This window comes from Pseudomonas protegens CHA0 (genome assembly GCF_000397205.1).
GTDB lineage: Bacteria > Pseudomonadota > Gammaproteobacteria > Pseudomonadales > Pseudomonadaceae > Aquipseudomonas > Aquipseudomonas protegens.
Window position 1 is genome coordinate 3,688,423 of the sequence record NC_021237.1, and the last position, 25,149, is coordinate 3,713,571.

Consider the following 25,149-nt stretch of genomic DNA (forward strand, 5'->3'; position numbering starts at 1 on the left):
GCGGACTTTCGCGCAGCCCCCTTTGCGCTTCTCGCCGAAATAAGCCGACCCCATGCCCTTCGAACTCAGCGTAGACCTGACCACCCTCGCCATTCTCGCCCTCGTGGCCTTCATTGCCGGTTTCATCGACGCCATTGCCGGCGGCGGCGGCCTGCTCACCACCCCGGCCCTGCTCACCGCCGGCCTGCCGCCGCACCTGGTGCTGGGCACCAACAAACTCAGCTCGACCTTCGGCTCGGCCACCGCCAGCTTCACCTTCTATCGGCGCAAGCTGTTCCACCCCAGGCAATGGACCCACGCCATTGTCGGAACCCTGGTGGGCGCCCTGACCGGGGCCATCGTCGCTCACTACCTGCCGGCGGAATGGCTGAACAAGATGCTGCCGGTGATCGTCTTCGCCTGCGGCCTGTACCTGCTGTTCGGCGGCACGCCCAAAGCGCCACTGGACAGCGACGCACCGATCAAGAAGAAGTGGCAATCGAGCCAGGGCTTCAGCCTGGGCTTCTATGACGGCGTGGCCGGCCCCGGCACCGGGGCGTTCTGGACCGTGAGCAGCCTGCTGCTCTACCCCATCGACCTGGTCAAGGCCAGCGGCGTGGCCCGCAGCATGAACTTCGTCAGCAACATCGCGGCGCTGTCGGTGTTCGTGTTTTCCGGGCAGGTGGACTGGATCATCGGCCTGTGCATGGGCCTATCGGTGATGGTCGGAGCCTTCTTCGGCGCACGCACCGCCATCAGCGGTGGTGCCAAGTTCATTCGCCCGGTGTTCATCACCGTGGTCCTCGGGCTGACCGTGCGCCTAGCCTGGCAGCACTGGTTCAGCGTGGCCTAGGCGGCGCGCCACATAGAGATCGATCAGGTAGCGGGCAATCGAGCGCGAGGCCGGCAACGGCGGTAGCGCATGGACGCTGAACCACTGGGCGTCCTCGATCTCGTCTTCCTGGGGAATGATCTCGCCGCCGGCGTATTCGGCGTGAAAGCCCAGCATCATCGAATGGGGGAACGGCCAGCATTGGCTGCCCACGTACTGGATGTTCCTGACTTCGATGCTCACCTCTTCGCGCACCTCGCGAATCAGGCAGTCCTCCGCCGACTCGCCCGGCTCGGCAAAGCCTGCCAGGGTGCTGTAGACCCCGGTGACGAAGCGCGGCGAACGAGCCAGGAGGATTTCGTCACCGCGGGTGATCAGCACGATCATGCTCGGTGAAATGCGCGGGTAGCTGCGCAGGTCGCAAGGCTGGCAATACATCGCCCGCTCCCCCGGCACCTGGGCCATGGGCTGCCCGCAACTGCCGCAGTACCGGTGCTCCCGGGCCCAGGTGCCGATCTGCGCGGCATAGCCCAGGACCTTGTACAGGGTGTGATCGCCCTCCAGCATGAAGGCCCGCAGGCCTTTCCAGCCGCAGCCCGGCACTTCGGCGCGGGCGCTCAGTTCCAGCAGGTACACCGGCTCGCCATCGAGATGGCCGATGCCATGTTCCGCCAGCAGCGGCAGGTCCTGGCCCTTGAGCCAGTGCCGGGGGAACAGCGCGCCGTTGTCGTCATAGAGAAAGCCGTCCGGGCCGCGGGCCACGGCCCAGCCGCCGGGAAGGTCGGTGTCGAGTACTGCGGTGGTCCAGCGTTCAATCATCGTCAATCAATCCAGAAATTCGGGTTTCTGTTTGCTCATGTGGGCGGCGATGGCCACGCGCAAGTCGTTGGACTGCAACATGGCAGCGTTCCAGGTGGCGACATATTCCAGGCCGTCATCAATACGGTGGTCACGCATGTAGCTGAGCATTTCCTTGGTGCCGCTGACCGCGATCGGCGACTTGGCGGCGATCTCCCGGGCAATTCCCATGACCCCGTCCAGCAGGCTTGCGGCATCGCTGTAGGTCCGGTTGACCAGGCCAATGCTGCGTGCTTCCTCGGCACCGAAGGTGCGCCCAGTGTAGGCCAGCTCGCGCAGGATGCCGTCGCCGATGATACGTGGCAAACGTTGCAGTGTGCCGACATCCGCAGCCATGCCGATATCGATTTCCTTGATCGAGAATTGCGCATCGTCCGCGGCGTAACGCATGTCGCAGGCGCTGATCAGGTCGATGGCGCCCCCCAGGCAATAGCCCTGGATCGCCGCCAGCACCGGCTTGCGGCAGTTGTCCACGGCGTTGAACGAGGCTTGCAGCTGGAAGATCTTGCGCCGCAGCAGGCGCGCGTTGCGGCCCACATCCTTGCCCAGTTCGTTGGCCACCCCGGCCAGCATCATCAGGTCGATGCCCGAAGAAAAATGCTTGCCGGCACCGCTGAGCACCACCACGCGCACTGCGTCGGTGTCGTCGATCCAGCGGAAGATCTCGACGATCTCGCTCCAGAACGCGGCGTTCATGGCGTTGATCTTTTCCGGGCGGTTGATCTGCACATGGGCGATGTTGTCAGCAAGTTCGACGCGAAAGGCTTGGTATTCGGACATGGCAGTGATCCTTTACTGGGCAGAAAATGAGGGCCGAACTATAGCAAGTGGCGGCGGCGGGCCGTAAGGCAGCGCATCGGCCAAAAGCGGGACTGGCCACCGCCCCTGCAGGCGCCGGCTTGCCGGCGAAGAGGCCCCTGAATAACGCCTTCGCTGGCAAGCCAGCGCCTACATGGGGGCGATGTGGGGGTGATGAGCTCAGCCTTGCCGGGTGCAATAGAAGGCGGCGGTCGTGTAAGGCACGGTGACCTGGGCCTTGCCCCGCAGCTGCGGCTCGCTGTCGATCAGGGCGGCGATCTGCCGGTCCACGGCCTCGCGCTCGGCCTGGGGCAAGGCGGCGATGAAGCTGGTGGAGCGCACACGGTTGAAGATCACGTCCTCCGGCGTGCCGCTGTGGCCCTGGGTGAAATGCTGTTCCTGCAGAGGCCCGAAACCCGGATGGGGAAAGGCCTGGCGCCAGGCACCGGTGTAATAGCGCGGGGTATCGGCCTGCAAGGCATTGACGATGGCGTCCAGGCGCGCCACCCAGGGCACCCGGGCATCCCGCAGGTTCCACACCAGGGCCAGCTTGCCGCCGGGCTTGAGCACGCGATGGATTTCCTCCAGTGCCGCGCGGTGGGCAAACCAGTGAAAGGCCTGGGCACAGACCAGCACATCCACCGAGGCATCCTTGAGCGGCAGCGCCTCGGCGCTGCCCTCCAGCACCTGGGCCTCGGGCTGGGCCGCCGCCAGCCTGGCGCGCATTTGCTCGACTGGCTCCACCGCGATCACTTGGGCCCCTGTGGCCAGCAAGCGGCCGGTGAACTTGCCGGTGCCGGCGCCCAGGTCCACCACCACCCTGCCCGGCCCGAGGCCCAGCGTCTCCCGCAGCCAGGGCTCAAGGGCTGGCGGATAGTCCGGCCGGCCCCGCACATAGGTATCGGCGGCCTGTTGGTAGCCGTCGGCCGCAGCATGATGAATCGCCTGATCGTTCATGGATGAACCTCCTCATTGCGGGTGAGTACGAACAGGATAAACCGTGCCCGACAACAGGCAGCATGAAACTCCTGTCAGTTGCACCCCCGTTGCAGGAGCAGGCTGTAGGAGCTGGCTTGCCAGCGAAGGCGTTATCCGCAGGGGCACTCGGCTCAGGGGCCTCTTCGCCGGCAAGCCGGCTCCTACGGATTCAGGCCCTGGGCGGGGGCGGCAGGCTCAGGCGAAAACGCGCGCCGCCCAGGGGCGAGGCTTCCACGGTCAGGGTGCCGTCCTGGGCTTCCAGGGCCCGGCGGCTGATCGCCAGGCCCAGGCCGAAGCCGCCGGTGGCGCGGTCGCGGCTGCGGTCCAGGCGGTAGAACGGCTCGAACACCCGCTCGCGCTCGTCGTCGGGAATGCCGATGCCGTCATCGTCGACCCAGATCTCGCAGCCGTCGTCGCTGACCAGCACCCCCACCTGGATGCGCTTCTCGCAATAACGGGTGGCATTGCGCAGCAGGTTCTGCAAGGCCCGGGCGGTCAGCCGCGGGTCCAGGGTGAAACGTTCCAGGGCACCGTGCAGCAGGACGTCGATGACGATATCCGACTCCAGCTCATCGTCGACACTGCCCAGGATGCTGTCGATGAACTCGTCCAGGGACACCTCGATCTGCTCCGGTAGGCACGCCGGGTTCTGCAGGCGGCTGTAGGACAGCAGCTCCAGGACCAGTTCATCCAGTTCGCGAATGTGCGCCACCAGCCCTTGCAGGCGCTCGCGGCTGGCCGCCGGCAAATCGTCGGAGAGCGCCAGGGCCAGGCCGAAATCCAGCCGGGTCAGGGGCGTGCGCAGTTCGTGGGACACCGCGTTGAGCAGGTCACGCTGCTGGTTCAGGAGTTTTTCGATATCCCCGGCCATGGTGTCGAAGACATTGGCCAGGCTGCCGATGTTGGAACTGGCGGGCAGTTGGGTGCGCTCGCCCAGATGGCCCTTGCCGAAGCGTTCGGCGGTGCGCTTGAGGCGCTCCAGGTCACGCCAGTGCGGGCGCACCCAGAGCAGCAGGCAGGCCAGCAGCACGGCGACGATCAGGACATTGATGCTCCAGTACAGCAGGTTGACGTCCAGCGGGTCCGGCGGCACCACCAGCTTCACCGCCAGTTGCTCATCCAGCGGCGACACCGCCAGGGTGCGCCAGCCCCAATCGCCCAGGCGCACCACTTTCTCGCCGCGTTGCAGGCGCTCGCGCTCGTAATCGCTGAAATCCGGGTCATCGATGCGCACAAGGGCCACCTGCAACGGGTGGAACTCCTCGTCCATCTCCTTGACCAGGGTCGGCCACTGCTGCGCCGGCAAGGCGCGGAACTGCTTGACGATCAGGCTCTGCAGGCCCCGGGACTGGTCCAGGTTGTAGTCCAGGAAACGCTCGTGGAAAACCTTGATCACCAGGTCCGGGATCAGGTAGATCGCGGCGCTGAAGGCAATGATGGTGATCAGGTACAGACGGACCAGGATGCGCAGCATGGAATCAGCATTCCCACTCGGAACGGCTGAACAGGTAACCCTTGCCCCACACGGTCTTGATCTTGCGCGCCTCGCCGGCGTGATCATCGAATTTGCGCCGCAGCTTGGAGATCGCCACGTCCACCGAACGATCGGTGCCGTTGAACTCGATGCCCCGCAGGCGCTGCAGGATCTGGTCGCGGCTCAGCACTTCACCGGCGTGCCGGGCCAGCACCACCAGCAGGTTGTACTCGCCGCTGGACAGCTCCACCAACTGCTCGCGCCAGGTCACGGTGCGCTCCGACAGGTCGATGCACAGGTTGCCCATGAGGATCTGGTCGCTGGCGCTCTGCGGCTCGCTGAGGCTGCTGCGGCGCAACAGGGTACGGACCCGGGCCAGTAGCACTCGCGGTTCGCAAGGTTTTGTCACATAGTCGTCGGCGCCCATTTCCAGACCCAGCACCTGATCATGGCTATCATCCCGCGCGGTCAGCATCAGGATCGGCAGGGTCGCCGAGTCGGCGCGCAACAGGCGGCAGACTTGCAGGCCATCCAGGCCCGGCAGCATCAGGTCGAGGATCACCAGGTCCGGCGGGCTGGCCTTGGCCCGCTCCCGCACCTGGTCACCACGGCTGATCACGCTGACCTGATAGCCATTGCGTTCCAGGTAGCTGGCGATCAGTTCGGACAGCGCGGTGTCGTCTTCGACAAGAAGAATATTGGGCATGGAGAGCGATCTTTATTGAAGAAATACAGAATACCGGCGTTCTTTATAAGGCACCGGGCAAAACCAGCAAGGCGCCAAGGATATACAACCCTGGCCGCACCGGTGCGCAGGCTTCACACTTTTTCACACAGCACCTACACAGCTTCACAGCGGGCCTTGACCCATGCCCTTAGCATGCCGAGGTCATTATTGGGGTATCAGCATGTCGAATAAACTCTTTGCGCCATTCTGCCTGGTCGTTCTGGCAGCGGCGCTGAGCGCGTGTGGCAAGACCGAAGGCGAGCAGACGCCGCCACCGGCCAAGGTACGGATCGAAACCGTACAGAGCCAGGCCCTGTCCATCACCAGCGAACTGAGCGGGCGCATCGCCGCGCCACGGATCGCCGAAGTCCGCGCCCGGGTAGCCGGGGTGGTGCTGCAACGGACCTTCCGCGAAGGCTCCGACGTCAAGCAGGGCGAGGTCTTGTTCCGCATCGACCCGGCCCCGTTCAAGGCTGACCTGGACAGCGCCCAGGCCAGCCTGCGCAAGGCCGAGGCCACCGCCTTCCAGGCGCAGTTGCAGGAGCAACGCTATTCCAAGCTGGTCGCCGACCAGGCCATCAGCGGCCAGGAATACGACAATGCCCGGGCTGCGGCACGCCAGGCCAGCGCCGACGTCGCCGCCAACCAGGCCGCCGTGCAGCGGGCCAAGCTCAACCTCGGCTATGCCACCGTCACCGCGCCGATTTCCGGCCGGGTCGGCCGCGCCCTGGTCACCGAAGGCGCCCTGGTGGGCCAGAACGAGACCACGCCGCTGGCGCTGATCCAGCAACTGGACCCGATCCACGCCGACCTGACCCAGTCCACCCGTGAACTCAACGACCTGCGCCGGGCCTTCCGCGCCGGCCAGTTGCAGCAGGTGGGCAAGGACCAGGCCAAGGCGACCCTGATCCAGGACGACGGCAGCCTCTACCCGCTGCCGGGCAAGCTGTTGTTCGCCGATATCAGCGTTGACCCGAGTACCGGGCAGATCATCCTGCGCAGCGAGTTCCCCAACCCGGACCTCGACCTGCTGCCCGGCAGTTTCGTGCGCGTGCGCCTGGAACAGGCGGTCAACCAGCAAGGCATCAGCGTGCCGCAGCGGGCCATCCAGCGCGACAGCGCCGGCATCGCCCAGGTGCTGCTGGTGGATGCGCAAAACAACGTGGTGCAGCACCCGGTGCAACTGGGTGGAGTGCAGAACGATCGCTGGATCGTCACCGAGGGCCTCAAGCCCGGTGACCGGGTGATTGTCGAAGGCCTGCAACACGCCCGCCCCGGCGAGCCGGTGGAAATCGACGCCAGCCCCCTTGCGCACGTCCAGAACCCTGGCCAGTAGGTAGTACACATGCCGCAATTCTTTATTGACCGCCCGGTATTCGCCTGGGTGGTCGCCTTCTTCATCCTGTTGGCCGGCGCCCTGGCGATCCCCCAACTGCCGGTGGCGCAATACCCCACCGTGGCCCCGCCGCAGATCGAGATCTACGCCGCCTACCCGGGCGCCTCGGCGCAGACCCTGGACGAATCGGTGGTCAGCCTGATCGAGCAGGAGCTCAATGGTGCCGACCACCTGCTGTACTTCTCGTCCCAGAGCAGCCTCGGCAGCGCCACCATCACCGCCACCTTCCAGCCGGGTACCAACCCGGAACTGGCCCAGGTGGACGTGCAGAACCGTCTCAAGGCGGTGGAACCGCGCCTGCCCCAGGCGGTGACCCAGCAGGGCCTGCAGGTGGAGAAAGTCTCCGCCGGCTTCCTCTTGCTGATCACCCTGACCTCCAGTGACGGCCGCCTGAACGATGTCGCCCTCAGCGACTACCTGGCGCGCAACGTGATGAACGAGATCCGCCGCCTCGATGGCGTCGGCAAGGCCCAGTTGTACGGTGCCGAGCGGGCCATGCGGATCTGGCTCGACCCGCAGAAACTGATCGGTTTCAACCTGACCCCGGCCGACGTCAACGCCGCGGTGGCGGCGCAGAACGCCCAGGTTCCGGCCGGCAGCATCGGCGACCTGCCCAACCCTGCCAGCCAGGAAATCACCGCGACCATCCTGGTCAAGGGCCAGCTTTCCAGCCCTGAAGAGTTTGCCGATATCGTCCTGCGGGCCAACCCCGACGGCTCCACGGTACGCATCGGCGATGTGGCCCGGGTGGAAGTCGGCAGCCAGGAATACCAGTACGGCACCCGCCTGAACGGCAAGCCGTCCACCGCGGTGGGCGTGCAGTTGTCCCCCGGGGCCAACGCGTTGAATACCGCGACCTTGATCCGCGCCAAGATGGACGAGCTGTCGCGCTATTTCCCGGCCGGCGTGGAATACAAGATCCCCTACGACACCTCGCCCTTCGTCAAGGTCTCGATCACCAAGGTGCTCTACACCCTGGCCGAAGCCATGGTGCTGGTGTTCCTGGTGATGTTCCTGTTCCTGCAGAACATCCGCTACACCCTGATCCCCACCCTGGTGGTGCCCGTGGCCCTGATGGGCACCTTCGCCACCATGCTGGCCCTGGGGTTCTCGATCAACGTGCTGACCATGTTCGGCATGGTGCTGGCCATCGGCATCCTGGTGGACGATGCCATCGTGGTGGTGGAGAACGTCGAGCGGATCATGGCCTCCGAAGGCCTGTCGCCCAAGGAAGCCACGCGCAAGGCGATGCAGCAGATCACCGGGGCCATCATCGGCATCACCCTGGTGCTGGTGGCGGTGTTCATCCCCATGGCCTTCATGCCCGGCTCGGTGGGGGTGATCTACCAGCAGTTCTCGCTGTCCATGGCCACCTCGATCCTGTTCTCGGCGTTCCTCGCCCTGACCCTGACCCCGGCCCTGTGCGCCACCCTGCTCAAGCCCATTGCGGCGGGCGAACACCATGAACGCACGGGGTTCTTCGGCTGGTTCAACCGGCGCTTCGAACGCCTGAGCGACAGCTATCAGGGCGGCGTGACCTATGCCCTCAAGCGTACCGGCCGCTACCTGCTGATCTACCTGGCGCTGCTGGCGATCATGGCGCTGCTGTTCAGCCGCCTGCCCTCCTCCTTCCTGCCAGTGGAGGACCAGGGCTACACCATCACCGACATCCAGCTGCCACCTGGTGCCAGCCAGAACCGCACGATCAAGGTGGTGGAGCAGATCGAAGCGCACAACGCCAGCGAACCGGGAGTCGGCGACAGCACCATCATTCTCGGCTTCAGCTTCTCGGGTAACGGGCAGAACGCCGCGCTGGCCTTCACCACGCTCAAGGACTGGTCGCAACGGGGCAGCGAGGATTCGGCGATGTCCATCGCCGACCGCGCCAACGCCGCCCTCGGCGCGATCAAGGATGCCGTGGTGTACGCCGTGCTGCCGCCGCCGATCGATGGCCTGGGCACCTCCAGCGGCTTTGAGTTCCGCCTGCAGGACCGTGGCGGCGTCGGCCACGCGGCCCTGATGCAGGCCCGGGACGAGCTGCTCAAGGCCACGGAAAAGAGCCCGATCCTGGCCAACGTCCGGGAAAGTGCCCTGGCCGAAGCGCCGCAGGTGCAACTGGAGGTCGACCGCAAGCAGGCCAACGCCCTGGGCGTGTCCTTTGCCGATATCGGCAGCCTGCTGTCCACCGCCCTGGGGTCGTCCTACGTCAACGACTTCCCCAACCAGGGGCGGATGCAGCGGGTGGTGATCCAGGCCGAAGGCGACCAGCGCAGCCAGGTCGAAGACTTGCTGCGCCTGAACGTGCGCAACAGCGCCGGCAAGATGGTGCCGCTGTCGGCCTTCGTCCGCGCCAGCTGGAGCCTGGGCCCTGCGCAACTGACCCGCTACAACGGCTACCCGGCCATTGCCGTCTCCGGCGAGCCGGCCCCTGGCCACAGTACCGGTGAAGCCATGCAGGAAATCGAACGGCTGGTGGCGCAGTTGCCCACCGGGCTGGGCCTGGAATGGACCGGCCTGTCACTCCAGGAACGGCTGTCCGGCAGCCAGGCGCCGATGCTGCTGGGCCTGTCGCTGCTGATCGTGTTCCTGTGCCTGGCGGCGCTCTACGAGAGCTGGTCGATTCCCACCTCGGTGCTGCTGGTGGTGCCCCTGGGGGTACTGGGCGCAGTGCTGGCGGTGAGCCTGCGCGGCATGCCCAACGACGTGTTCTTCAAGGTCGGCCTGATCACCATCATCGGCCTGTCAGCGAAGAACGCGATCCTGATCATCGAGTTCGCCAAGAGCCTGTACGACGAAGGCCATGATCTGATCGATGCCACGGTGCAGGCTGCACGCCTGCGCCTGCGCCCCATCGTCATGACCTCGCTGGCGTTCATCCTCGGCGTGGTGCCCCTGGCCATCGCCACCGGCGCCAGCTCCGCCAGCCAGCAGGCGATCGGTACCGGGGTGATCGGCGGCATGATCACCGCAACCCTGGCAGTGATCTTCGTGCCGGTGTTCTTCGTGGTGGTGATGAAACTGGTGAAACGCGGTTCGTCCAAGGACTGACATCGCTGCATGGGGTCCCGGTTCCGGGGCCCCTTCTTCTCTTGCCCGCCTCTTCTCGTCTCAGGCCGCCATGGCCGGGCATACCCGTGCCTGTGGGCAATCCAGGGCGAAAGGCCCGGGAAAGGCCGCAGCGGATTTGCCCGGTGGATTGCCCGCCAGCAGCGCCGGAGCCTTGGCCGCCTGGCTGTGATGGGCGATCTGGTGATTGCATTCGATGGCCCGCGCCAATGCTCCGGCCGAACCCTGGCCCAGCCCCAGCAGGCTGGTGCCATTGGTGAAGAACGCGAGGAAGGCGGTGATCATCAGACGGCGCCCTTTCATGGCCGTCTCCCCGCTTCGGCATGGAGTACCGGGCCCTGGCCGCTTGCCGCGCCGGAATCAATCAACGCAGCGCTCGGCAGGCCCGCAGCCAGGCTGGCCCAGAGCATCAGAAGCAGATAAAGCCCCAGCGCCAGGTAGGCGCCGTACTTGGCGGAACTGAGGATCGAACGGGCCATGGTGATCTCCTGAGGCGTTTTCGTGCCCAGAGGATCTATCAATCAAACGCCAGTAAAAAGACGTTTATATCCATAGCCATCATCAATTTTCTTGATGCTTTAAACCGGCGTCTCAGTCCTGCAACAGGCTGGTCAGACGCTCGCGGGAAGTCTCCGGCTCGCCTTCGACAGGCTGGGCAGAGGACAGGATGGGGGTGGAGTAGAGCAACAGCAGAACCACGGTCAGACGCATCACCATGCTATCGATCCTTGCTCGGGAAAGAGTCAATAATTCAGCGTCAAATTTAAACACATGGCTATATGACACTACCAAGCAAAATTTGCCTGGCGGGAAGAATAAGTCGCAAACAGGTGATGCAGGAGCGACATCACTGCTTCAGTGACGTCGCTCCTGCATACCTTGGGTTTGCTGCTTGCGGGGTGATCCGGAGCGCTCATTGCTGGGCTTTGTGATCCAGGGCGGCGTAGAAGTTGGCGCTTTGTTGCAGGTACTTCTGGGTGTAGGTGTTGGTGCTGGATTTCTTCTGGCTGATTTCCACGCTGGCGCTGGCAGGCAGTGCCACGGTGGCGGAAATGGCGGAGGCTGCGATCACGGAGAAGAGATTGAAGTTCATGGCGGTAACCCTCGTATTCAGTTGGCTTGCTTGCCCGTGTGGGCCGTGAAGCAAACTTACTCCCGAGGGTTGGCGGGAAAAAATTCTTTGCGGCAGTAGCCATTATCAGCGTCGTTAATAGAAGGAGTCAGGCCCCGGACGCCGGGGCCTGCGGTCTATTGACGCACCAGGAATTTGATATCGCTGGGGGAATCGAACGGCAGTTTCTGCACGGTCTTGCCCAGGAAACCGGTCTTGGCGTCGCGCTCGATCACCACGATCTCGTTGCTTTTCTGGTTGCCGATCAGCACATAGCGGTTGCTCGGGTCGAGGCTGAACTCCCGTGGGTGATCACCTTCCACCGAACGCCGCTGGATTTCCTTGAGCTGGCCATTGGCCGGGTCGATGGCAAACACCAGCAACTGGTTGGCGGTGCCCCGGTTGCTGACATACAGGTACTGGCCGTCCTTGGAAGCGTGCAAGGCCGCGGCGGCCTTTTTCTCCTTGGAGCCGTTGGCCGCCAGGTCGAGCATCTGACGCTGAGTCAGCTTGCCGTCCTGGTAGTCGAACACCGCCAGTTGAGCGCTCATTTCCATGGTCAGGTAGGCATGCTTGCCATCGGCGCTGAACAGCAGGTGCCGCGGGCCGCTGCCCGGCGGCAGCTGGACGAAGGCCGGGTCGGCCGGGCTCAGCGGGTGTTCCGCATTGGCCTTGGGGTCATAGCGATAGACGAAGATCTTGTCCGCACCCAGGTCGTTGGCGAACAGGAACCTGCCGTCCGGGGACGGCACCGACGAATGCACGTGGGCCGATTGCTGGCGCTCGGGGTCGACCCGGCTGGCCGGATGACTGGTGAGCTGCACCACCGGCGACAGATGACCGTCATCGCTGACCGGCACCACCGCCAGGCTGCCGCCCGGATCCACATCCACCGAATAGTTGCTGACGAACAGGTAGTTGCCGTCGGCACTCAGGCTGGAATGGGTGGGCTCGTTACCCTGGCTCTGCACCTGGTTGATCAGGCTCAGTTGATGGGTTTTCGGCGCCAGGCTATAGCTGCTGACACGACCGATGGGGTCGGCCTGCCCCGGGCTGTTCTCATTCACCGCGAAGACGAACTTGAGGTCCTTGGACAAGGTCAGCCAGGACGGGTTGGAGCTCTTCACCACCTGCAGCGGCTTGGGGTCGATCTGCCCGGTGCGCTCATTGAATTGCAGGCGGTACAGACCCTGGCTCTGGCCCTGGGTATAGGACCCCACCAGCAGCTCATGGGTTTCGGTGGCCGGCGCGGCCTGGACCGCCATGGCACCGACACTGCCGGCCATCAGCAGGGGCCAGAAATTACGCATCTTCATGTTCACCTTCCTCTTCGTCGCGGGCACTGAACGCGCTCATGCACACCAGGCGGTGCTCACCGGAGTCGCCTGCCAGGGTCCAGCTCTGCAAGTCCTGGTCGAAGGTCGCGGCCTGGACCTGGGCCAGGGTAAAGCTCCAGCGCTTGGCCGCGCGGCCGTCCATGCACTCGATCAGCAGGCGCTGCTCGTCGAGGGTGAAATCGAAGGCGTGCAGGCCGTCGATTTCCAGCATGTCGCAGGCTTCAAGGGCGCAGAGCAAGGTGTCGGTAGCAGCGGTCATAGCGATCAGTCATCAGATGGAAAGGCGCAATGATAGCTGATTGGCGCTGCCGGGTTGGGCCAGCATTGCGCCGCGCAAGCGACTGCCCCGGATACATCCTCCGACAGGCACTGCCGGGGCCGCCCGCTTCTTCAGCACCACCTGCTTTCCCCTCGGAACACCGGCCATGAAAAAGCCGCACCCGAGGGTGCGGCTGAGTACTCATGCAACGGGATCAGTGGGCGAACAGCGAGTTGCCCTTCTGCCCCGCCAGCTTCTCCGGCTTGATCAGGAATCGCGCCAGGGCCGGCAGCAGCCACAGGGCACCGAACATGTTCCACAGCAGCATGAAGGTCAGCATCAGGCCCATGTCGGCCTGGAACTTGATGGCCGAGAAGATCCAGGTGCACACGCCGATGGCCAGGCACAGGCCGGTGAACAGCACGGCCTTGCCGGTGGAGCGCAGGGTCTGGTAGTAGGCCTCCTGCAGCGGCAGGCCGGCCCGCAGGAAGCTCTCCAGGCGGCTGTAGATATAGATGCCGTAGTCCACGCCGATGCCCACCCCCAGCGCCACCACCGGCAGGGTCGCCACCTTGACCCCGATGCCCATGAAGGCCATCAGCGCGTTGCCCAGCACCGACGTCAGCACCAGTGGCAGAACGATGCACAGGGTCGCCGCCCAGGAGCGGAAGGTGATCATGCACATGCCGGCCACGCAGATGTAGACCAGGATCAGGATGGTCAGCTCGGACTCCTTGATCACCTCGTTGGTCGCGGCCTCGATCCCGGCGTTGCCGGCAGCGAGAATGAACTCCAGGCCGTCCTTGTTGTGCTGCGTGGCGAACTCCTGCACCGCATGTACCGCACGGTCCAGGGTCGCGGCCTTGTGGTCGTTGAGGAACACCAGCACCGGCGCCAGGGAGCAGTTGTTGTTGTACAGGCCGTCGGCCCGGGCAATGGAGTTGTTCAGTACGTCAGGGTTGCGCGACAGGGTTTCCCACTTCAGGTTGCCCTCGTTCATGCCCTTGATCATCTGCTTGGAGACGGTCACCAGGGAAATCGCCGACTGCACGCCCTCGGTGTTCTGCATCTTCCACATCAATTCGTCGATGGGCGCCATGGCCTCATAGCGCGAGCAGCCTTCGGCCGCGGTCTTGACCATCACCACCAGCACGTCGGAGCTGGTGGAGTAATTGCTGATGATGAAGTTGTTGTCCTTGTTGTAGCGCGAATCGGGACGCAACTCCGGGGCGCCCTGGTCGAGGTCGCCGATCTTCAGGTTCTGGCTGTACCAGAGGCCGCCGGCAAAGGCCACCAGGGCCAAGGCGATGGAAATCGGCGCGACTTTGGGGCTGGCAAAGTTAGACAGCAGGCGCCAGAACGGATGCTCGCGGGAAGCGTCCTTCTTGCTGCGCTCGATGGCGCGCTTGCTGATGCCGACGTAGGAAATCGCCACCGGCAGCAGGATCAGGTTGGTGAACACGATCACCGCCACGCCGATGGAGGCACCGATGGCCAGCTCGCGGATCACCCCGATATCGATGATCAGCAAGGTGATGAAGCCCACGGCGTCGGCGAGGATCGCGATCATCCCCGGCAGGAACAGCTGGCGGAAGGTGCGCCGCGCCGCAGTCAGGGCATTGTCGGCATCACTGGACTGCAAGGCGATGCCGTTGATCTTCTGCACCCCGTGGGAAATGCCGATGGCGAAGATCAGGAACGGCACCAGCATTGAATACGGGTCCAGGCCAAAACCGAAGGCGTGCATCAGGCCCAGTTGCCAGACCACCGCCACCAGGGTGGTGATCAACACCGCGATGGTGCTGCGGATGCACCAGGTGAACCAGTACAGCAGCACCAGGGTGATGATGAAGGCCACGCCGAAGAACATCACCACCATGATCAGGCCGTCGATCAGGTCGCCGACCTTCTTGGCGAAGCCGACGATGTGGATCTTCACATTGGGGTTCTGCGCCTCGAACTTGTCGCGGATCTTCTCTTCCAGCTGGTGGGAGAATTTCTGGTAGTCCAGGGCCAGCAGCTTGCCCTGGTCCTGCGGGTCCGGGTAGGACTCCAGCAGTGGGATATCGACGATGCTGGACTTGAAGTCGTTGGCCACCAGGCGCCCGACCTGGCCGGACTTGAGCACGTTGTTGCGCAGCTGTTCGAGGCTGTCGGCCGAACCGTTGTAGCTCTGGGGAATCACCTCGCCGCCGGCGAAGCCCTCTTCGGTCACTTCGGTCCAGCGCACGCTAGGGCTCCACAGCGACTTGAGCCCGGAGCGATCGACGCCGGAGATGTAGAACACCTCGTCGTTGATCTGCCGCAGGGTTTCCATGTAGTCCTTTGTGAAGATGTCGCCGTCACGGGCCTCCACCGAGATGCGCACGGTGTTGCCCAGGTTCGCCAGGTCGTTGCGGTGCTCCATCATCCGCTCGATGAACGGGTGCTTGAGCGGGATCATCTTCTCGAAGCTGGTGGACGGCCGGATCAGGGTCGCCTGCCAGAACAGGAAAGCGCTGACCAGCAAGCAGATGAAGATCACTGCCGGGCGGTTATTGAAAATCAGGCGCTCAAGAAAGTTCGCCTTGTCCTGGTGATGACTGCTCATGGAATTCCCCACCTTCTTATTATGTGCCCGGCTTATTGGCCGAGTTCAGCGCCCGTTGCTGCAGAAACCCGTACACCGCCCTGCCCGGCCAGGATCAGGTCGCCGTTGCCGGCAGCGGTGACCGCCGACAGCGAGATGCGGTCCGCACGGTTGAATACGCTGAAGGTCTGGCCGTGGTCGGTGCTGCGGATCACGCTGCCGCCGTTGCCGACGATCACCAGCGAGCCATCGTCCAGCAAGGTCGCCCCCGACAGGCCGAACTCCAGGGCGCCACGGGCGGCGTTCAACTCCACCTGTTCCCAGGTGCTGCCGAAATCCGTGGAGCGGTAGAGATTGCCGCGCAGGCCATAAACCAGCAGAGTGGCCGGCTGGCCGGTGCCGATCACGCCGAACAACGAGCCTTCATAAGGGCCTTCGAGGCGCTCCCAGGTCTGCCCGTCATCGGCGGAGCGGAACATGCTGCCCTGCTCGCCGACAATGAACAGCCCGGAATCCTTGACCTGGGCAATGGCGTTGAGGTGGAACTGGTCCTCGTTGTCCAGACGGTCGCTGACGTCCTCCCAATGCTGGCCACCATCGCTGGTTTCCAGCAGGGCCCCGTAGGCGCCCACGGCGTAGCCGGTCTGGGTGTCCTTGAACCATACATCGAGCAAGGGTGCCTCGCGCTTGAGGTCCTGGAACTGCCGGGTCCAGGTGGCACCGCCGTCACTGCTGGCCAGGACCTGGGCATCGTGGCCCACCGCCCAGCCGCGCTTATCATCGACGAAGTACACCGCCGTCAGCAGTTGCCGGGTCGGCACCTTGGCCTGGACCCAGGTCTGGCCCTGGTCGTCGGAATAGAGAATGTGCCCGCGATCGCCCACCGCCACCAGGCGCTTGCCGGCGTGGACCACATCGAGCATCAGGCTTTTCGCCGCCTTGGGCGATTCGATGGAATAGACAGAATCCGCTGCAGTGGCAGCGGCCAGGACTGGCGTCGACAGCGTCACGACGCCCAACAGCGAGAGCGCTGTAGCCAACAGTGCGAACGTGCGCAGCGCCGGCGGGCGGCCAACAACCACACCCATGACAGGCTCACTCATAGACCATTCCCCCATTATTATTGTCAGGTCATTCAACCTCTCAGGGCGCCTTGAGGGGGCTGCGCAGGCCTGGGCGATCATGACGATCGTCCTGGAAACTGCAATCTAGAGCCCCTTCGGCTGCGGGCTATCCTATCGGGCTTTGGAAAGGTCTGACAATCGACGCCACGTTATCTTTTGTTAACCATCAGCCCCTGCCGAAACCCTGCATGATCGGCCATTCGCAAGACTGATGGATGTGTCTAGGCCGCGTCTGCGCGACAGTGGGACAAAGCCTGATCCAGGACAGGGGCCGACACTCCCCGGCCGGGGCTATGATGAGCCGGACAGACTTCAGGACAGAGCCATGATTGCCATACGCGAGGCGTGGAAAGCCGGATTGCTGGGACGTGCACACTGGGGCCGCAACCTGGTGTCCGGGGTGATTGTCGCAGTGGTGGCGCTGCCCCTGGCCATGGCCTTCGCCATCGCCTCCGGGGTCAAGCCCGAACAGGGTATCTACACCGCCATCGTCGGCGGCCTGCTGGTGTCGCTGTTCGGCGGCAGCCGGGTGCAGATCGCCGGGCCCACCGGGGCCTTTATCGTGATCCTTGCCGGGGTCACCGCCCAATACGGGGTCGGCGGCCTGCAACTGGCGACCCTGATGGCCGGGTTGATCCTGTTCCTGCTGGGCATCAGCCGCCTGGGCGCCCTGATCAAGTTCATCCCGGACCCGGTGATCCTGGGCTTCACCGCCGGTATCGGGGTAATCATCTGGGTCAGCCAGTGGAAGGATTTCTTCGGCCTGCCCGCGGTCAGCGGCGAGCACTTTCATCAGAAACTCTGGCACCTGCTGCAAGCCCTGCCCCAACTGCACCTGACCACCACCCTGCTGGCCCTGCTGAGCCTGGCGCTGCTGCTATGGGTGCCGCGCATCCCCCAGCTCAAGCGTTTGCCGGCCCCCCTGCTGGCCATGACCCTGGCCACGGCCTTGCAGTCGCTGTTCCAGTTCCAGGGCGTGGCCACCATTGGCAGTGCCTTCTGTGGCATTCCCCAGGGCTTGCCGGCGTTGCAGTTTCCAGAGGTCAGCCTGCCGCAGGTCCTGGACCTGATCGGCCCGGCCTTCGCCATCGCCATGCTCGGGGCCATCGAATCGCTGCTGTCGGCGGTGGTGGCCGATGGCATGGCTGGCACCCGCCATGACTCCAACCAGGAACTGATGGGCCAGGGCATCGCCAACCTGGTCACCCCGCTGTTCGGCGGTTTCGCCGCCACCGGCGCCATTGCCCGTACCGCCACCAATATCCGCAACGGCGGCAGCAGCCCGCTGGCGGGTATCGTCCATGCCCTGGTGCTGCTGCTGATCATCCTGTTCCTGGCGCCGCTGGCAGCGAACATTCCGCTGTGCGCCCTGGCGGCGATCCTGTTCGTGGTGGCCTACAACATGAGCGAGCTGCACCACTTCAAGCGCATGCTGCAACGGGCCCCCCGGGCCGATGTGGCGATCCTGCTGTGCACCTTTGTGCTGACCGTGTTCAGCGACCTGGTGATCGCGGTGAACATCGGCGTGGTCCTGGCCATGCTGCATTTTCTGCGGCGCATGGCCTCCTCGGTGGAGGTGCAACAAGTGGTGGAACAGGATCTGCAGCAGGAACTGCACCACAGTGGCCAGCAGCACCTGCCACCGGGCGTGCTGATCTACACCATCGAAGGGCCGTTGTTCTTTGGCGCCGCGGAGACCTTCGAACGGGCCCTGGCCCAGACCCACAGCGACCCGCAGGTGCTGATCATCCGCCTCAAGCATGTGCCGTTCATGGACATCACCGGGCTGCAGACCCTGGAAGAAGTGATAGGCCAGCTGCACAAGCGCGCGATTGTGGTGAAGCTGTGCGAAGCCAACCTCAAGGTGCACGGCAAGCTGGAGCGGGTCGGCATCCTGCACGCCATAGGCGCGCAGAACTATCACCGCGACTTGAGCGAAGCGCTACAGAGCCAAATCCCCCCTGCCTCCCCACCACCACCGCTCGCGTAGGAGCTGGCTTGCCAGCGAAGGGATGCCGAGGGCGGTACAAGGCTTGAGGGCCTCTTCGCCGGCAAGCCGGCTCCTACAGAGGGGGTATGCGGTGGTTTGGGTCCGTAGGAGCTGGCTTGCCAGCGAACGCGATGCCGGGGGCGATACAAGCCTCAGGCGAGGCTTTTGCTCACCACCTCGAACACATCGCTGGACAGCTCGCCGGAGGCGCGGATGCGCTCCAGTTCGCCTTTCATCAGTGCCTGGCGGGCACTGTCGTATTTGCGCCAGCGGGTCAGCGGCGCCAGTTGCCGCGAGGCAATCTGCGGGTTGAAGCCGTTGAGCTGGATCACCAGGTCCGCCAGGAAGCGATAGCCCGAACCATCGGCGGCGTGGAAGTTGATCAGGTTCTGCCCGGCAAACGCCCCCACCAGCGCCCGCACCTTGTTTGGGTTCTTGATGTTGAACGCCGGGTGCTGCATCAGTGCCTTGACCCGCTCCAGGCCACCAGGCAACGGGCTGCCGGCCTGCACGCTGAACCATTGGTCCATGACCAGGGCGTTGTCCTTGAAGTTCTCGGCGAATACTTCTAGGGCCTTGGCCTTCTCGGCCTCGAACGGCGAGTTGACCAGCACTGCCAGGGCGGTCAGGCGCTCGGTCATGTTGTCGGCGCTGTCGAACTGTTCGATGGCCGCAGCCAGCACCTCGGGCTTGTGGGTCAGCATCAGGTACGACAGGGCGATGTTCTGCAGCGCGCGACGGGCAAAATGCTCGGACTCGGCCACGTAGGCGGTGGCCTTGGACACCTGCCGATTGGCCTGATAGCGCTTCCACAGGGCATCGAACAGACTGTCAGCCAGTTGCTGACGGGCAAACTCGCGAGCCGCGTGGATCGCCTCGACATCCGCCACTTCGCTGATCTCGGTGAGGTAGGCCTCGCCCGGCAGGGACAGCATTTCGGCGACCATGGCCTGATCCAGGCTGTCATCGGCGAGCACAGTGCCCAGGGCAGCCACCAGACGTTCGTCCATCACCAGCGCCCGGCCCTGTTGGTGCTGGGCGATCAGTTCCTGCAACACCTGCACCGACAATTGCTGGCCGGCGTCCCAGCGGTTGAAACCGTCGCTGTCGTGCTGCATGAGGAACATCAGCTGGTCACGGTTGTAGGGGAAGCTCAGCTTCACCGGAGCCGAGAACCCCCGCAGCAGCGAGGGCAGCGGATGTTCGGCGATGTCGACGAAGGTAAAGGTCTGCTCGGCCTCGGTCACCGACAACACGCGGGACGAGCCCTGGGCGGCGGCTTCACCAGCCAGGCGCAAGGCCATGTCGGCACCGGTGCTATCGAGCAGGCCCAGGGCCACCGGAATCACGAACGGCAGTTTCTCGACCTTGTCCGGGGTTTGCGGGCAGCTCTGGCGGAAGGTCAGGCTGTAGGTTTTCGCCGCTGCGTCGTAGGACTCGCTGACCGCCAGCCGCGGCGTACCGGCCTGGCTGTACCAGCGCTTGAACTGGGTCAGATCGACGCCGTTGGCGTCTTCCATGGCCTTGACGAAGTCGTCGCAGGTCACGGCCTGGCCGTCATGGCGCTCAAAGTACAGGTCGCTGCCCTTACGGAAGCCTTCGGCGCCGAGCAAGGTGTGGATCATGCCGACAACTTCCGAACCCTTTTCGTACACGGTCAGGGTGTAGAAGTTGGAGATCTCGATAAAGCTTTCCGGACGCACGGCGTGGGCCATGGGGCCGGCGTCTTCGGCGAACTGGTGGGTCCGCAGGTACGCCACGTCCTGGATGCGCTTGACCGTGGCCGAGTTCATGTCCGCGGAGAAACCGGCGTCGCGGAACACTGTGAAACCTTCCTTGAGCGACAGCTGGAACCAGTCGCGGCAGGTCACCCGGTTGCCCGACCAGTTATGGAAGTATTCGTGGGCAACGATGGCCTCGACCCGCTGGTGCGCGGCGTCGGTGGCGGTTTCGGCACGGGCCAGCACGGCGCTGGAGTTGAAGATGTTCAGGCCCTTGTTTTCCATGGCACCCATGTTGAAGTCGTTGACCGCGACGATCATGAAGATGTCCAGGTCGTACTCACGGCCATAGGTCTCTTCGTCCCAGCGCATGGACTTCTTGAGGCTGTTCATCGCGTGCTGGCACTTGTCGATGTTTTCCGGCTCGACATAGATGCGCAGCGCCACGTCGCGACCGCTCTGGGTGCGGAAGCTATCTTCCACGCACCACAGGTCACCGGCCACCAGGGCGAACAGGTAGGCCGGTTTCATGAACGGGTCTTCCCAGGTCGCCCAGTGCCGGCCGTCTTCTCCCGGGCCGCTGGCGATCGGGTTACCGTTGGACAGCAGCACCGGGTAGCTGTGCTGCTCGGCGACCACGGTGGTGGTGAACTTGCTCATCACGTCCGGGCGGTCGAGGTAATAGGTGATCTTGCGAAAGCCCTCGGCCTCGCACTGGGTGCAGAACATGCCACTGGACTTGTACAGGCCTTCCAGGGCGGTGTTGCTTTCCGGGTGGATGCGCACGCTGGTGTCCAGGGTGAAACTGGCGCTGGTCGGGTGCAGGGTCAGGTGGCTGTCGTCCAGCTGGTAGTCGCTGGCACTCAGGGCCTGATCGGACAGGCTCACCGACAGCAGCTCCAGCTGTTGGCCGTCCAGCACCAGGGGCGGCAGGCCGGCGCCTCGGGCCGGGTTGCGACGCATCACCAGCTGCGCATGGACCAGGCTGTGGTCCTCGAACAACTCGAAGGTCAGGTGGGTCTCGTCGATCAGGTACTCGGGGGCCTGATAGTCCTTCAGGTAGATCATCTTCGGTTGGTCGGTGCGCATGGCGAATTCCTTCTACTGATGCACGGCGAGCTGGTACGCCGTGTATTTGCGAATGTTGATCACGCCGGTGTCGAAGATCAGGTACTGGCCCTTGATCCCCAGCAACGTGCCTTCGGCGATCGGATTCTTGTCCAGGTTGAAGCTGACGATCTTGGTCGGGTACTCCACGACCGGATAGCGGATTTCCAGAGGCTCGATATCGGTCACCGGCTGGATCGCCTGCAGGCCGAAACGCTCCTGCAGGGCCAACAGGCCCTCGGCGCAGGCGGCGAACAGCTGCTCGCGCACTGCCACCAGGTCCACTGCCTGGGCATCACCCTTGAGCAAGGCGCGCCAGTTGGTCTTGTCGGCCACCTGGGAACGGAACAGGTCTTCGACGAAGCCCGATTGCTGGCGGGTCGCCACGCGCATGATCGGCAGCGCCTGGCTGGCCCCCTGGTCGAGCCAGCGGGTCGGCAGTTGGGTGGCGCGGGTGATGCCGACCTTGATCCCCGACGAGTTGGCCAGGTAGACCACGTGGTCGGTCATGCAGAACTGCTCGCCCCATGACGGATCGCGGCAAGTACCGGCGTCGTAGTGGCAGCGTTCCGGGCTCATGATGCAGATATCGCACTGGGCCAGCTTGGTCATGCACGGGTAGCAGTAGCCCTGGCTGAAGCTGGTCTTGGTCTTGCGCCCGCAATGGCTGCAATGGATCGCACCCAGGTATTCCAGGCGCACTGTGGTGCCGATCAAGGGGTTGACCGGTACCTCGCTGTCGCCCAGGCGAAAAGCGTATTCAACGTTCGACCCGTCAAGGCGCGCCGACATTTTACTGATGGAGCCGCGGCCAATCTCGATCAATGGATGGCATCCGACTTGAACAGGATGTTCGGCACCGGCGCCGACTTCGAGGCGCATTCCTGCGGGCCCATGTAGCCGGTACGTTGATCCTCGGGCAGATTCTGCATTTCCCAGGCGATCATCGCCTGCAGGGACAGTTCACGCTGTTCGGCGGTGAGCTTGCGGCCATCGGACCATTTGCCGATCTCTACCGCCAGTTTCAGGCTCTGGTAGATCTCGGGGGTGATGTTTTCGATCATTTCAACAAAGGACGACATACAAGACTCCAGCGTTTAAAGGGCCCGTCGGCGGCTGTACAAGCCGCCCAACAGGCCGGTGAGGCATCCGATAAGCAACCCGCCAACGTGGGCGGCGTTGGCGATTTCACCGAAACCGATCATCGAGACCAGCCCGGACAGGCACAGCAGCAGCCACACCAGCATCATCACCAGCACGCCCCGGGGCAGGCGGTAGATGGGGTTGGGGGCCAGCAATTGATAGATCCAGCAATGTCCGAGCAGGCCGTAGAGCACCCCGGACAGGCCGCCGAACAGGGTCGGCCCGCTGAAGTAGTACTGCGCGTAATTCGACACCAGGCTGAACAGCAGGGTCAGGCCCAGCAGGTTGATGCCGCCCTGGCGCATTTCGATGCGCCGCCCCAGCTCCCAGTACCACATGCCGTTCATGGCGATATGCAGGAAGCCGAAGTGGATCAGCATCGGCGTCACCAGGCGCCACCACTGCCCCGCTGCCAGGCTGTCGGCCAGGGAGCTGAACTGGATGTAGTCGCCAACCACGCGGAACTCGAGGAAGGTGAACCAGCTCAGGGTCTGCAGGTTGTCGCCGAGCAAGGTGATACCGCATACCGCCAGGCTCAAGAGCAGGACCAGCGCGGTGACCGGGCTGCTGCGCAGTTGCTGGACGAAGCCGGCGCGCGCCGGGGCACTGGCCTGGGGAATGTCCAGTTGCTGATCGGGGTCGCCCTGGGGAAAGCGCTGGTACAGGCCACGCACGTCCTCGCTGATGGATTCCGGCACCCAGAGCACCTGCTCCCCCGCCTCCTCGCTGACCCGGTGAGGCACCTGCATGCGTTGCAGCAGCTTGACGAAGCCGCTCAGGTCCGTCGCCAGGGGCAGGCGCAATACCGCTACCGCACTCATCGCACTACCTCGGGCCGTTCAACGTCGACCCAGACAAATTTATTCGGATCCAGGCGGGTTTCCTGGTCCAGCCGATACGCGGCGAGCTTGCCGTAGAGCACCGCGCTGTAGTCCAGGCACGCCAGGTTGGGACGGATCGGCGCCGGCTTGCCGCTGCGCCAGTAGTGCCCGACGAACAGCATCGGCTCCTCGGCGCCATATCGCAGCAGGCTGTTCTTCTCGGCCGGGGACAACGGCGTGCGGGCCACAGGCTCGGGCAAGGCATCGGGCTGGAACACGATGTCGCCGTAGGTCTGCGGGTCGTCTTCCCAGAACTTGGTACGGAAGAAGGCGCGGGTCAGGCCGTCGCCGCTGGTCATGGTCAGGCCATGGGGCAGGCGCATGTCGGTGCCCCGCAGCAGGCGGTCGAAGGCGGTACAGGCAAAGCTGTCGGGAACGGCCGCGGACTGCAGGAACTCGCGGTCGATGCAGCCGTTGGGGTACTGCTGGCGCAGCGGCGCGATCAGGCCCGCATCCCAGCAGGCGTGCACCACGCGAAAGCGCCCGGCGTCGACGAACAGCGGCAACTCATAGAACCACTGCAGGAAATCGTGCCAGTCACCCGGGTGCTGTTCGAACTGGGTCAGGGTCTCGTGGATCAGCCGGGCATGGCGCGGGGTGTGCTCGCGCACGAACTGCTTGCCGCTGCCTTCGGCCGCCGGAGTGCTCCAGCCCAGGGCATTGAACTCGTGGTTGCCCATGATGCACAGGGCCTGACCGGCCTCGACCATGTCGTGGACGATGTGCAGGGACTCACGGATACGCGGGCCGCGGTCGATGATATCGCCGAGGAACACCGCCATGCGCGACGGGTGCCGCCAGACGCCGGCCTGCTTGTGATAACCGAGCCGATCCAGCAAGTGCTCCAGGGTCAGGGCGCAACCGTGCACGTCACCGATCAGGTCGTAGCTACGCGCGGGATCGAGCATCAGTCGCCTCCACCGCCCAGCCGGCTGCCCCAGCCGAGTTTGGTCCGGCAGACCTCGTAGTAGTTGTGGTCCAGCGGGTGGATCAGGCGCAGTTTCTGCGCCTTCTTGCTGACCGTGATGGTGTCGCCCGGGGCACAGGTGAAATGGTTCTGCCCGTCACAGGAAACTTGCGGATAGATCTGCATATCTTTGGACACGACGATTTTCAGCTCGCTGTTGCCATCGACCACGATCGGTCTTCCCGACAAGGTATGGGGGTACATCGGCACAATCACAATGGCATCCAGCTTGGGATGCATGATCGGTCCGCCGGCAGACAGCGCATAGGCCGTGGAACCGGTGGGCGTGGCGACGATCAGGCCGTCGGCCTTCTGGCTGCAGACGAACTGGCCGTCGATGTAGATCTCGAACTCGATCATCCGCGTCGACTTGCCCGGGTGCAGCACCACATCGTTCAGCGCATCGCCCTGGCCGATGGCCTCGGCATGGCGGCGCACCTCGGCCTGCAGCAGGAAGCGGTTCTCTACCAGGTAGTGGCCGTCCAGCACCTCGGCGACCTTGACCTCCAGCTCGTCGGGGCGGATGTCGGTGAGAAAGCCCAGGCTGCCGCGGTTGATCCCCAGCACCGGGATGTTGTGCCGCGCCAGGGCCCGGGCGGCGCCCAGCAGGCTGCCGTCGCCACCGACCACGATGACCATGTCGCAGACCTCGCCCAGCAACTTGCGCGAGGAAGTCTGCAGGCCGTGGCCGGGCAGCACTTCGGCGATGGTGTCCTCAAGGATCACGTGCAGGTGCCGCGCCAGCAGAAACTTTTTCAGTCGGCGAACTGTGTCCAGCACCTGGGAACTGCCCAGGCGACCGATAATGCCGATATTGCGAAATTGCTCCATG

The 25,149-nt window shown here is 64.2% G+C and carries 23 protein-coding genes; 4 read left to right on the plus strand and 19 right to left on the minus strand.

From position 1 onward, the window contains the following. Window positions 1-52 precede the first annotated feature (52 nt). The gene (locus PFLCHA0_RS16430; protein ID WP_011061548.1) at window positions 53-832 is read left to right on the plus strand and encodes a TSUP family transporter; all 780 of its coding nucleotides are present in this window, start codon (window positions 53-55) and stop codon (window positions 830-832) included. On the opposite strand, the gene nudC is transcribed toward PFLCHA0_RS16430, so the two are convergent. From nudC to PFLCHA0_RS16455, 5 genes are all read right to left on the minus strand, one after another. Continuing rightward, window positions 800-1,630, minus strand: coding sequence for an NAD(+) diphosphatase (gene nudC / locus PFLCHA0_RS16435; protein ID WP_015635796.1), 831 nt, complete (start codon window positions 1,628-1,630; stop codon window positions 800-802). The genes PFLCHA0_RS16430 and nudC overlap by 33 nt on opposite strands. Before the next feature lie 6 nt (window positions 1,631-1,636). After that, on the minus strand, window positions 1,637-2,449 hold the full coding sequence (locus PFLCHA0_RS16440; protein WP_015635797.1) for a crotonase/enoyl-CoA hydratase family protein: 813 nt from the start codon (window positions 2,447-2,449) through the stop codon (window positions 1,637-1,639). A gap of 198 nt (window positions 2,450-2,647) precedes the next feature. After that, window positions 2,648-3,424 carry a class I SAM-dependent methyltransferase gene (locus PFLCHA0_RS16445; protein WP_015635798.1) on the minus strand — a complete coding sequence of 259 codons (777 nt, stop codon included), beginning with the start codon at window positions 3,422-3,424 and terminating at the stop codon, window positions 2,648-2,650. A 190-nt stretch (window positions 3,425-3,614) separates the two neighbouring features. Beyond that, entirely contained in the window at window positions 3,615-4,919 is a 1,305-nt protein-coding gene (locus PFLCHA0_RS16450; RefSeq protein ID WP_011061551.1) for an ATP-binding protein, read from the minus strand. A 4-nt stretch (window positions 4,920-4,923) separates the two neighbouring features. After that, window positions 4,924-5,625, minus strand: a complete 702-nt coding sequence (locus tag PFLCHA0_RS16455; RefSeq protein ID WP_011061552.1) for a response regulator — start codon at window positions 5,623-5,625, stop codon at window positions 4,924-4,926. Window positions 5,626-5,827: 202 nt separating this feature from the next. Between PFLCHA0_RS16455 and PFLCHA0_RS16460 the strand changes: the two genes are divergently transcribed. Next, window positions 5,828-6,982, plus strand: coding sequence for an efflux RND transporter periplasmic adaptor subunit (locus tag PFLCHA0_RS16460; protein ID WP_011061553.1), 1,155 nt, complete (start codon window positions 5,828-5,830; stop codon window positions 6,980-6,982). A gap of 9 nt (window positions 6,983-6,991) precedes the next feature. Then, window positions 6,992-10,090 carry an efflux RND transporter permease subunit gene (locus PFLCHA0_RS16465; RefSeq protein WP_015635799.1) on the plus strand — a complete coding sequence of 1,033 codons (3,099 nt, stop codon included), beginning with the start codon at window positions 6,992-6,994 and terminating at the stop codon, window positions 10,088-10,090. Window positions 10,091-10,150: 60 nt separating this feature from the next. Here the strand turns inward: PFLCHA0_RS16465 and PFLCHA0_RS16470 are convergent, their stop codons facing one another. The 8 genes from PFLCHA0_RS16470 to PFLCHA0_RS16500 all read right to left on the minus strand — a co-directional run bounded on the left by PFLCHA0_RS16470 (window position 10,151) and on the right by PFLCHA0_RS16500 (window position 16,487). Beyond that, entirely contained in the window at window positions 10,151-10,411 is a 261-nt protein-coding gene (locus tag PFLCHA0_RS16470; RefSeq protein ID WP_041118453.1) for a hypothetical protein, read from the minus strand. After that, window positions 10,408-10,587, minus strand: a complete 180-nt coding sequence (locus PFLCHA0_RS16475) for a hypothetical protein (RefSeq protein WP_015635801.1) — start codon at window positions 10,585-10,587, stop codon at window positions 10,408-10,410. Before PFLCHA0_RS16475 ends, PFLCHA0_RS16470 begins: the two co-directional genes overlap by 4 nt. Window positions 10,588-10,699: 112 nt before the next feature. Next, window positions 10,700-10,825, minus strand: a complete 126-nt coding sequence (locus PFLCHA0_RS32090; RefSeq protein WP_015635802.1) for a hypothetical protein — start codon at window positions 10,823-10,825, stop codon at window positions 10,700-10,702. A 196-nt stretch (window positions 10,826-11,021) separates the two neighbouring features. Then, window positions 11,022-11,201 carry a hypothetical protein gene (locus PFLCHA0_RS16480; RefSeq protein ID WP_015635803.1) on the minus strand — a complete coding sequence of 60 codons (180 nt, stop codon included), beginning with the start codon at window positions 11,199-11,201 and terminating at the stop codon, window positions 11,022-11,024. 155 nt (window positions 11,202-11,356) lie between these two features. Next, window positions 11,357-12,535, minus strand: coding sequence for a lactonase family protein (locus PFLCHA0_RS16485; RefSeq protein ID WP_041752287.1), 1,179 nt, complete (start codon window positions 12,533-12,535; stop codon window positions 11,357-11,359). Next, window positions 12,522-12,815 (minus strand): DUF5629 family protein, encoded by a 294-nt coding sequence (locus PFLCHA0_RS16490; RefSeq protein ID WP_015635805.1) that lies wholly within the window; start codon window positions 12,813-12,815, stop codon window positions 12,522-12,524. Before PFLCHA0_RS16490 ends, PFLCHA0_RS16485 begins: the two co-directional genes overlap by 14 nt. 214 nt (window positions 12,816-13,029) lie before the next feature. Continuing rightward, on the minus strand, window positions 13,030-15,405 hold the full coding sequence (locus tag PFLCHA0_RS16495) for an efflux RND transporter permease subunit (protein WP_011061561.1): 2,376 nt from the start codon (window positions 15,403-15,405) through the stop codon (window positions 13,030-13,032). Window positions 15,406-15,437: 32 nt separating this feature from the next. Continuing rightward, entirely contained in the window at window positions 15,438-16,487 is a 1,050-nt protein-coding gene (locus tag PFLCHA0_RS16500) for a WD40/YVTN/BNR-like repeat-containing protein (protein WP_011061562.1), read from the minus strand. A 346-nt stretch (window positions 16,488-16,833) separates the two neighbouring features. Here PFLCHA0_RS16500 and PFLCHA0_RS16505 point away from each other — a divergent pair, with 346 nt between their 5' ends. Next, the gene (locus tag PFLCHA0_RS16505; protein ID WP_015635806.1) at window positions 16,834-18,498 is read left to right on the plus strand and encodes a SulP family inorganic anion transporter; all 1,665 of its coding nucleotides are present in this window, start codon (window positions 16,834-16,836) and stop codon (window positions 18,496-18,498) included. A 152-nt stretch (window positions 18,499-18,650) separates the two neighbouring features. Here PFLCHA0_RS16505 and pepN read toward each other — a convergent pair whose 3' ends face one another. The 6 genes from pepN to PFLCHA0_RS16535 are packed head-to-tail and all read right to left on the minus strand — an operon-like array spanning window position 18,651 to window position 25,148. Continuing rightward, window positions 18,651-21,308 (minus strand): aminopeptidase N, encoded by a 2,658-nt coding sequence (gene pepN, locus PFLCHA0_RS16510; RefSeq protein WP_015635807.1) that lies wholly within the window; start codon window positions 21,306-21,308, stop codon window positions 18,651-18,653. A gap of 12 nt (window positions 21,309-21,320) precedes the next feature. Beyond that, window positions 21,321-22,151 (minus strand): DUF2797 domain-containing protein, encoded by an 831-nt coding sequence (locus tag PFLCHA0_RS16515; RefSeq protein WP_019092921.1) that lies wholly within the window; start codon window positions 22,149-22,151, stop codon window positions 21,321-21,323. Further along, complete coding sequence (locus PFLCHA0_RS16520) at window positions 22,148-22,408, minus strand: YeaC family protein (protein WP_011061566.1); 261 nt, start codon at window positions 22,406-22,408, stop codon at window positions 22,148-22,150. Before PFLCHA0_RS16520 ends, PFLCHA0_RS16515 begins: the two co-directional genes overlap by 4 nt. A 15-nt stretch (window positions 22,409-22,423) precedes the next feature. After that, window positions 22,424-23,290: a rhomboid family intramembrane serine protease gene (locus tag PFLCHA0_RS16525; RefSeq protein ID WP_015635809.1), complete on the minus strand. Its 867-nt coding sequence runs from the start codon at window positions 23,288-23,290 to the stop codon at window positions 22,424-22,426. Beyond that, window positions 23,287-24,261 carry a metallophosphoesterase gene (locus tag PFLCHA0_RS16530; protein ID WP_169891843.1) on the minus strand — a complete coding sequence of 325 codons (975 nt, stop codon included), beginning with the start codon at window positions 24,259-24,261 and terminating at the stop codon, window positions 23,287-23,289. The genes PFLCHA0_RS16525 and PFLCHA0_RS16530 overlap by 4 nt, the downstream gene beginning before the upstream one ends. After that, a complete protein-coding gene (locus tag PFLCHA0_RS16535; RefSeq protein WP_007920913.1) occupies window positions 24,258-25,148 on the minus strand; it encodes an NAD(+) kinase in 891 nt (296 codons plus the stop codon). The genes PFLCHA0_RS16530 and PFLCHA0_RS16535 overlap by 4 nt, the downstream gene beginning before the upstream one ends. Between the last annotated feature and the right edge of the window lies 1 nt (window position 25,149).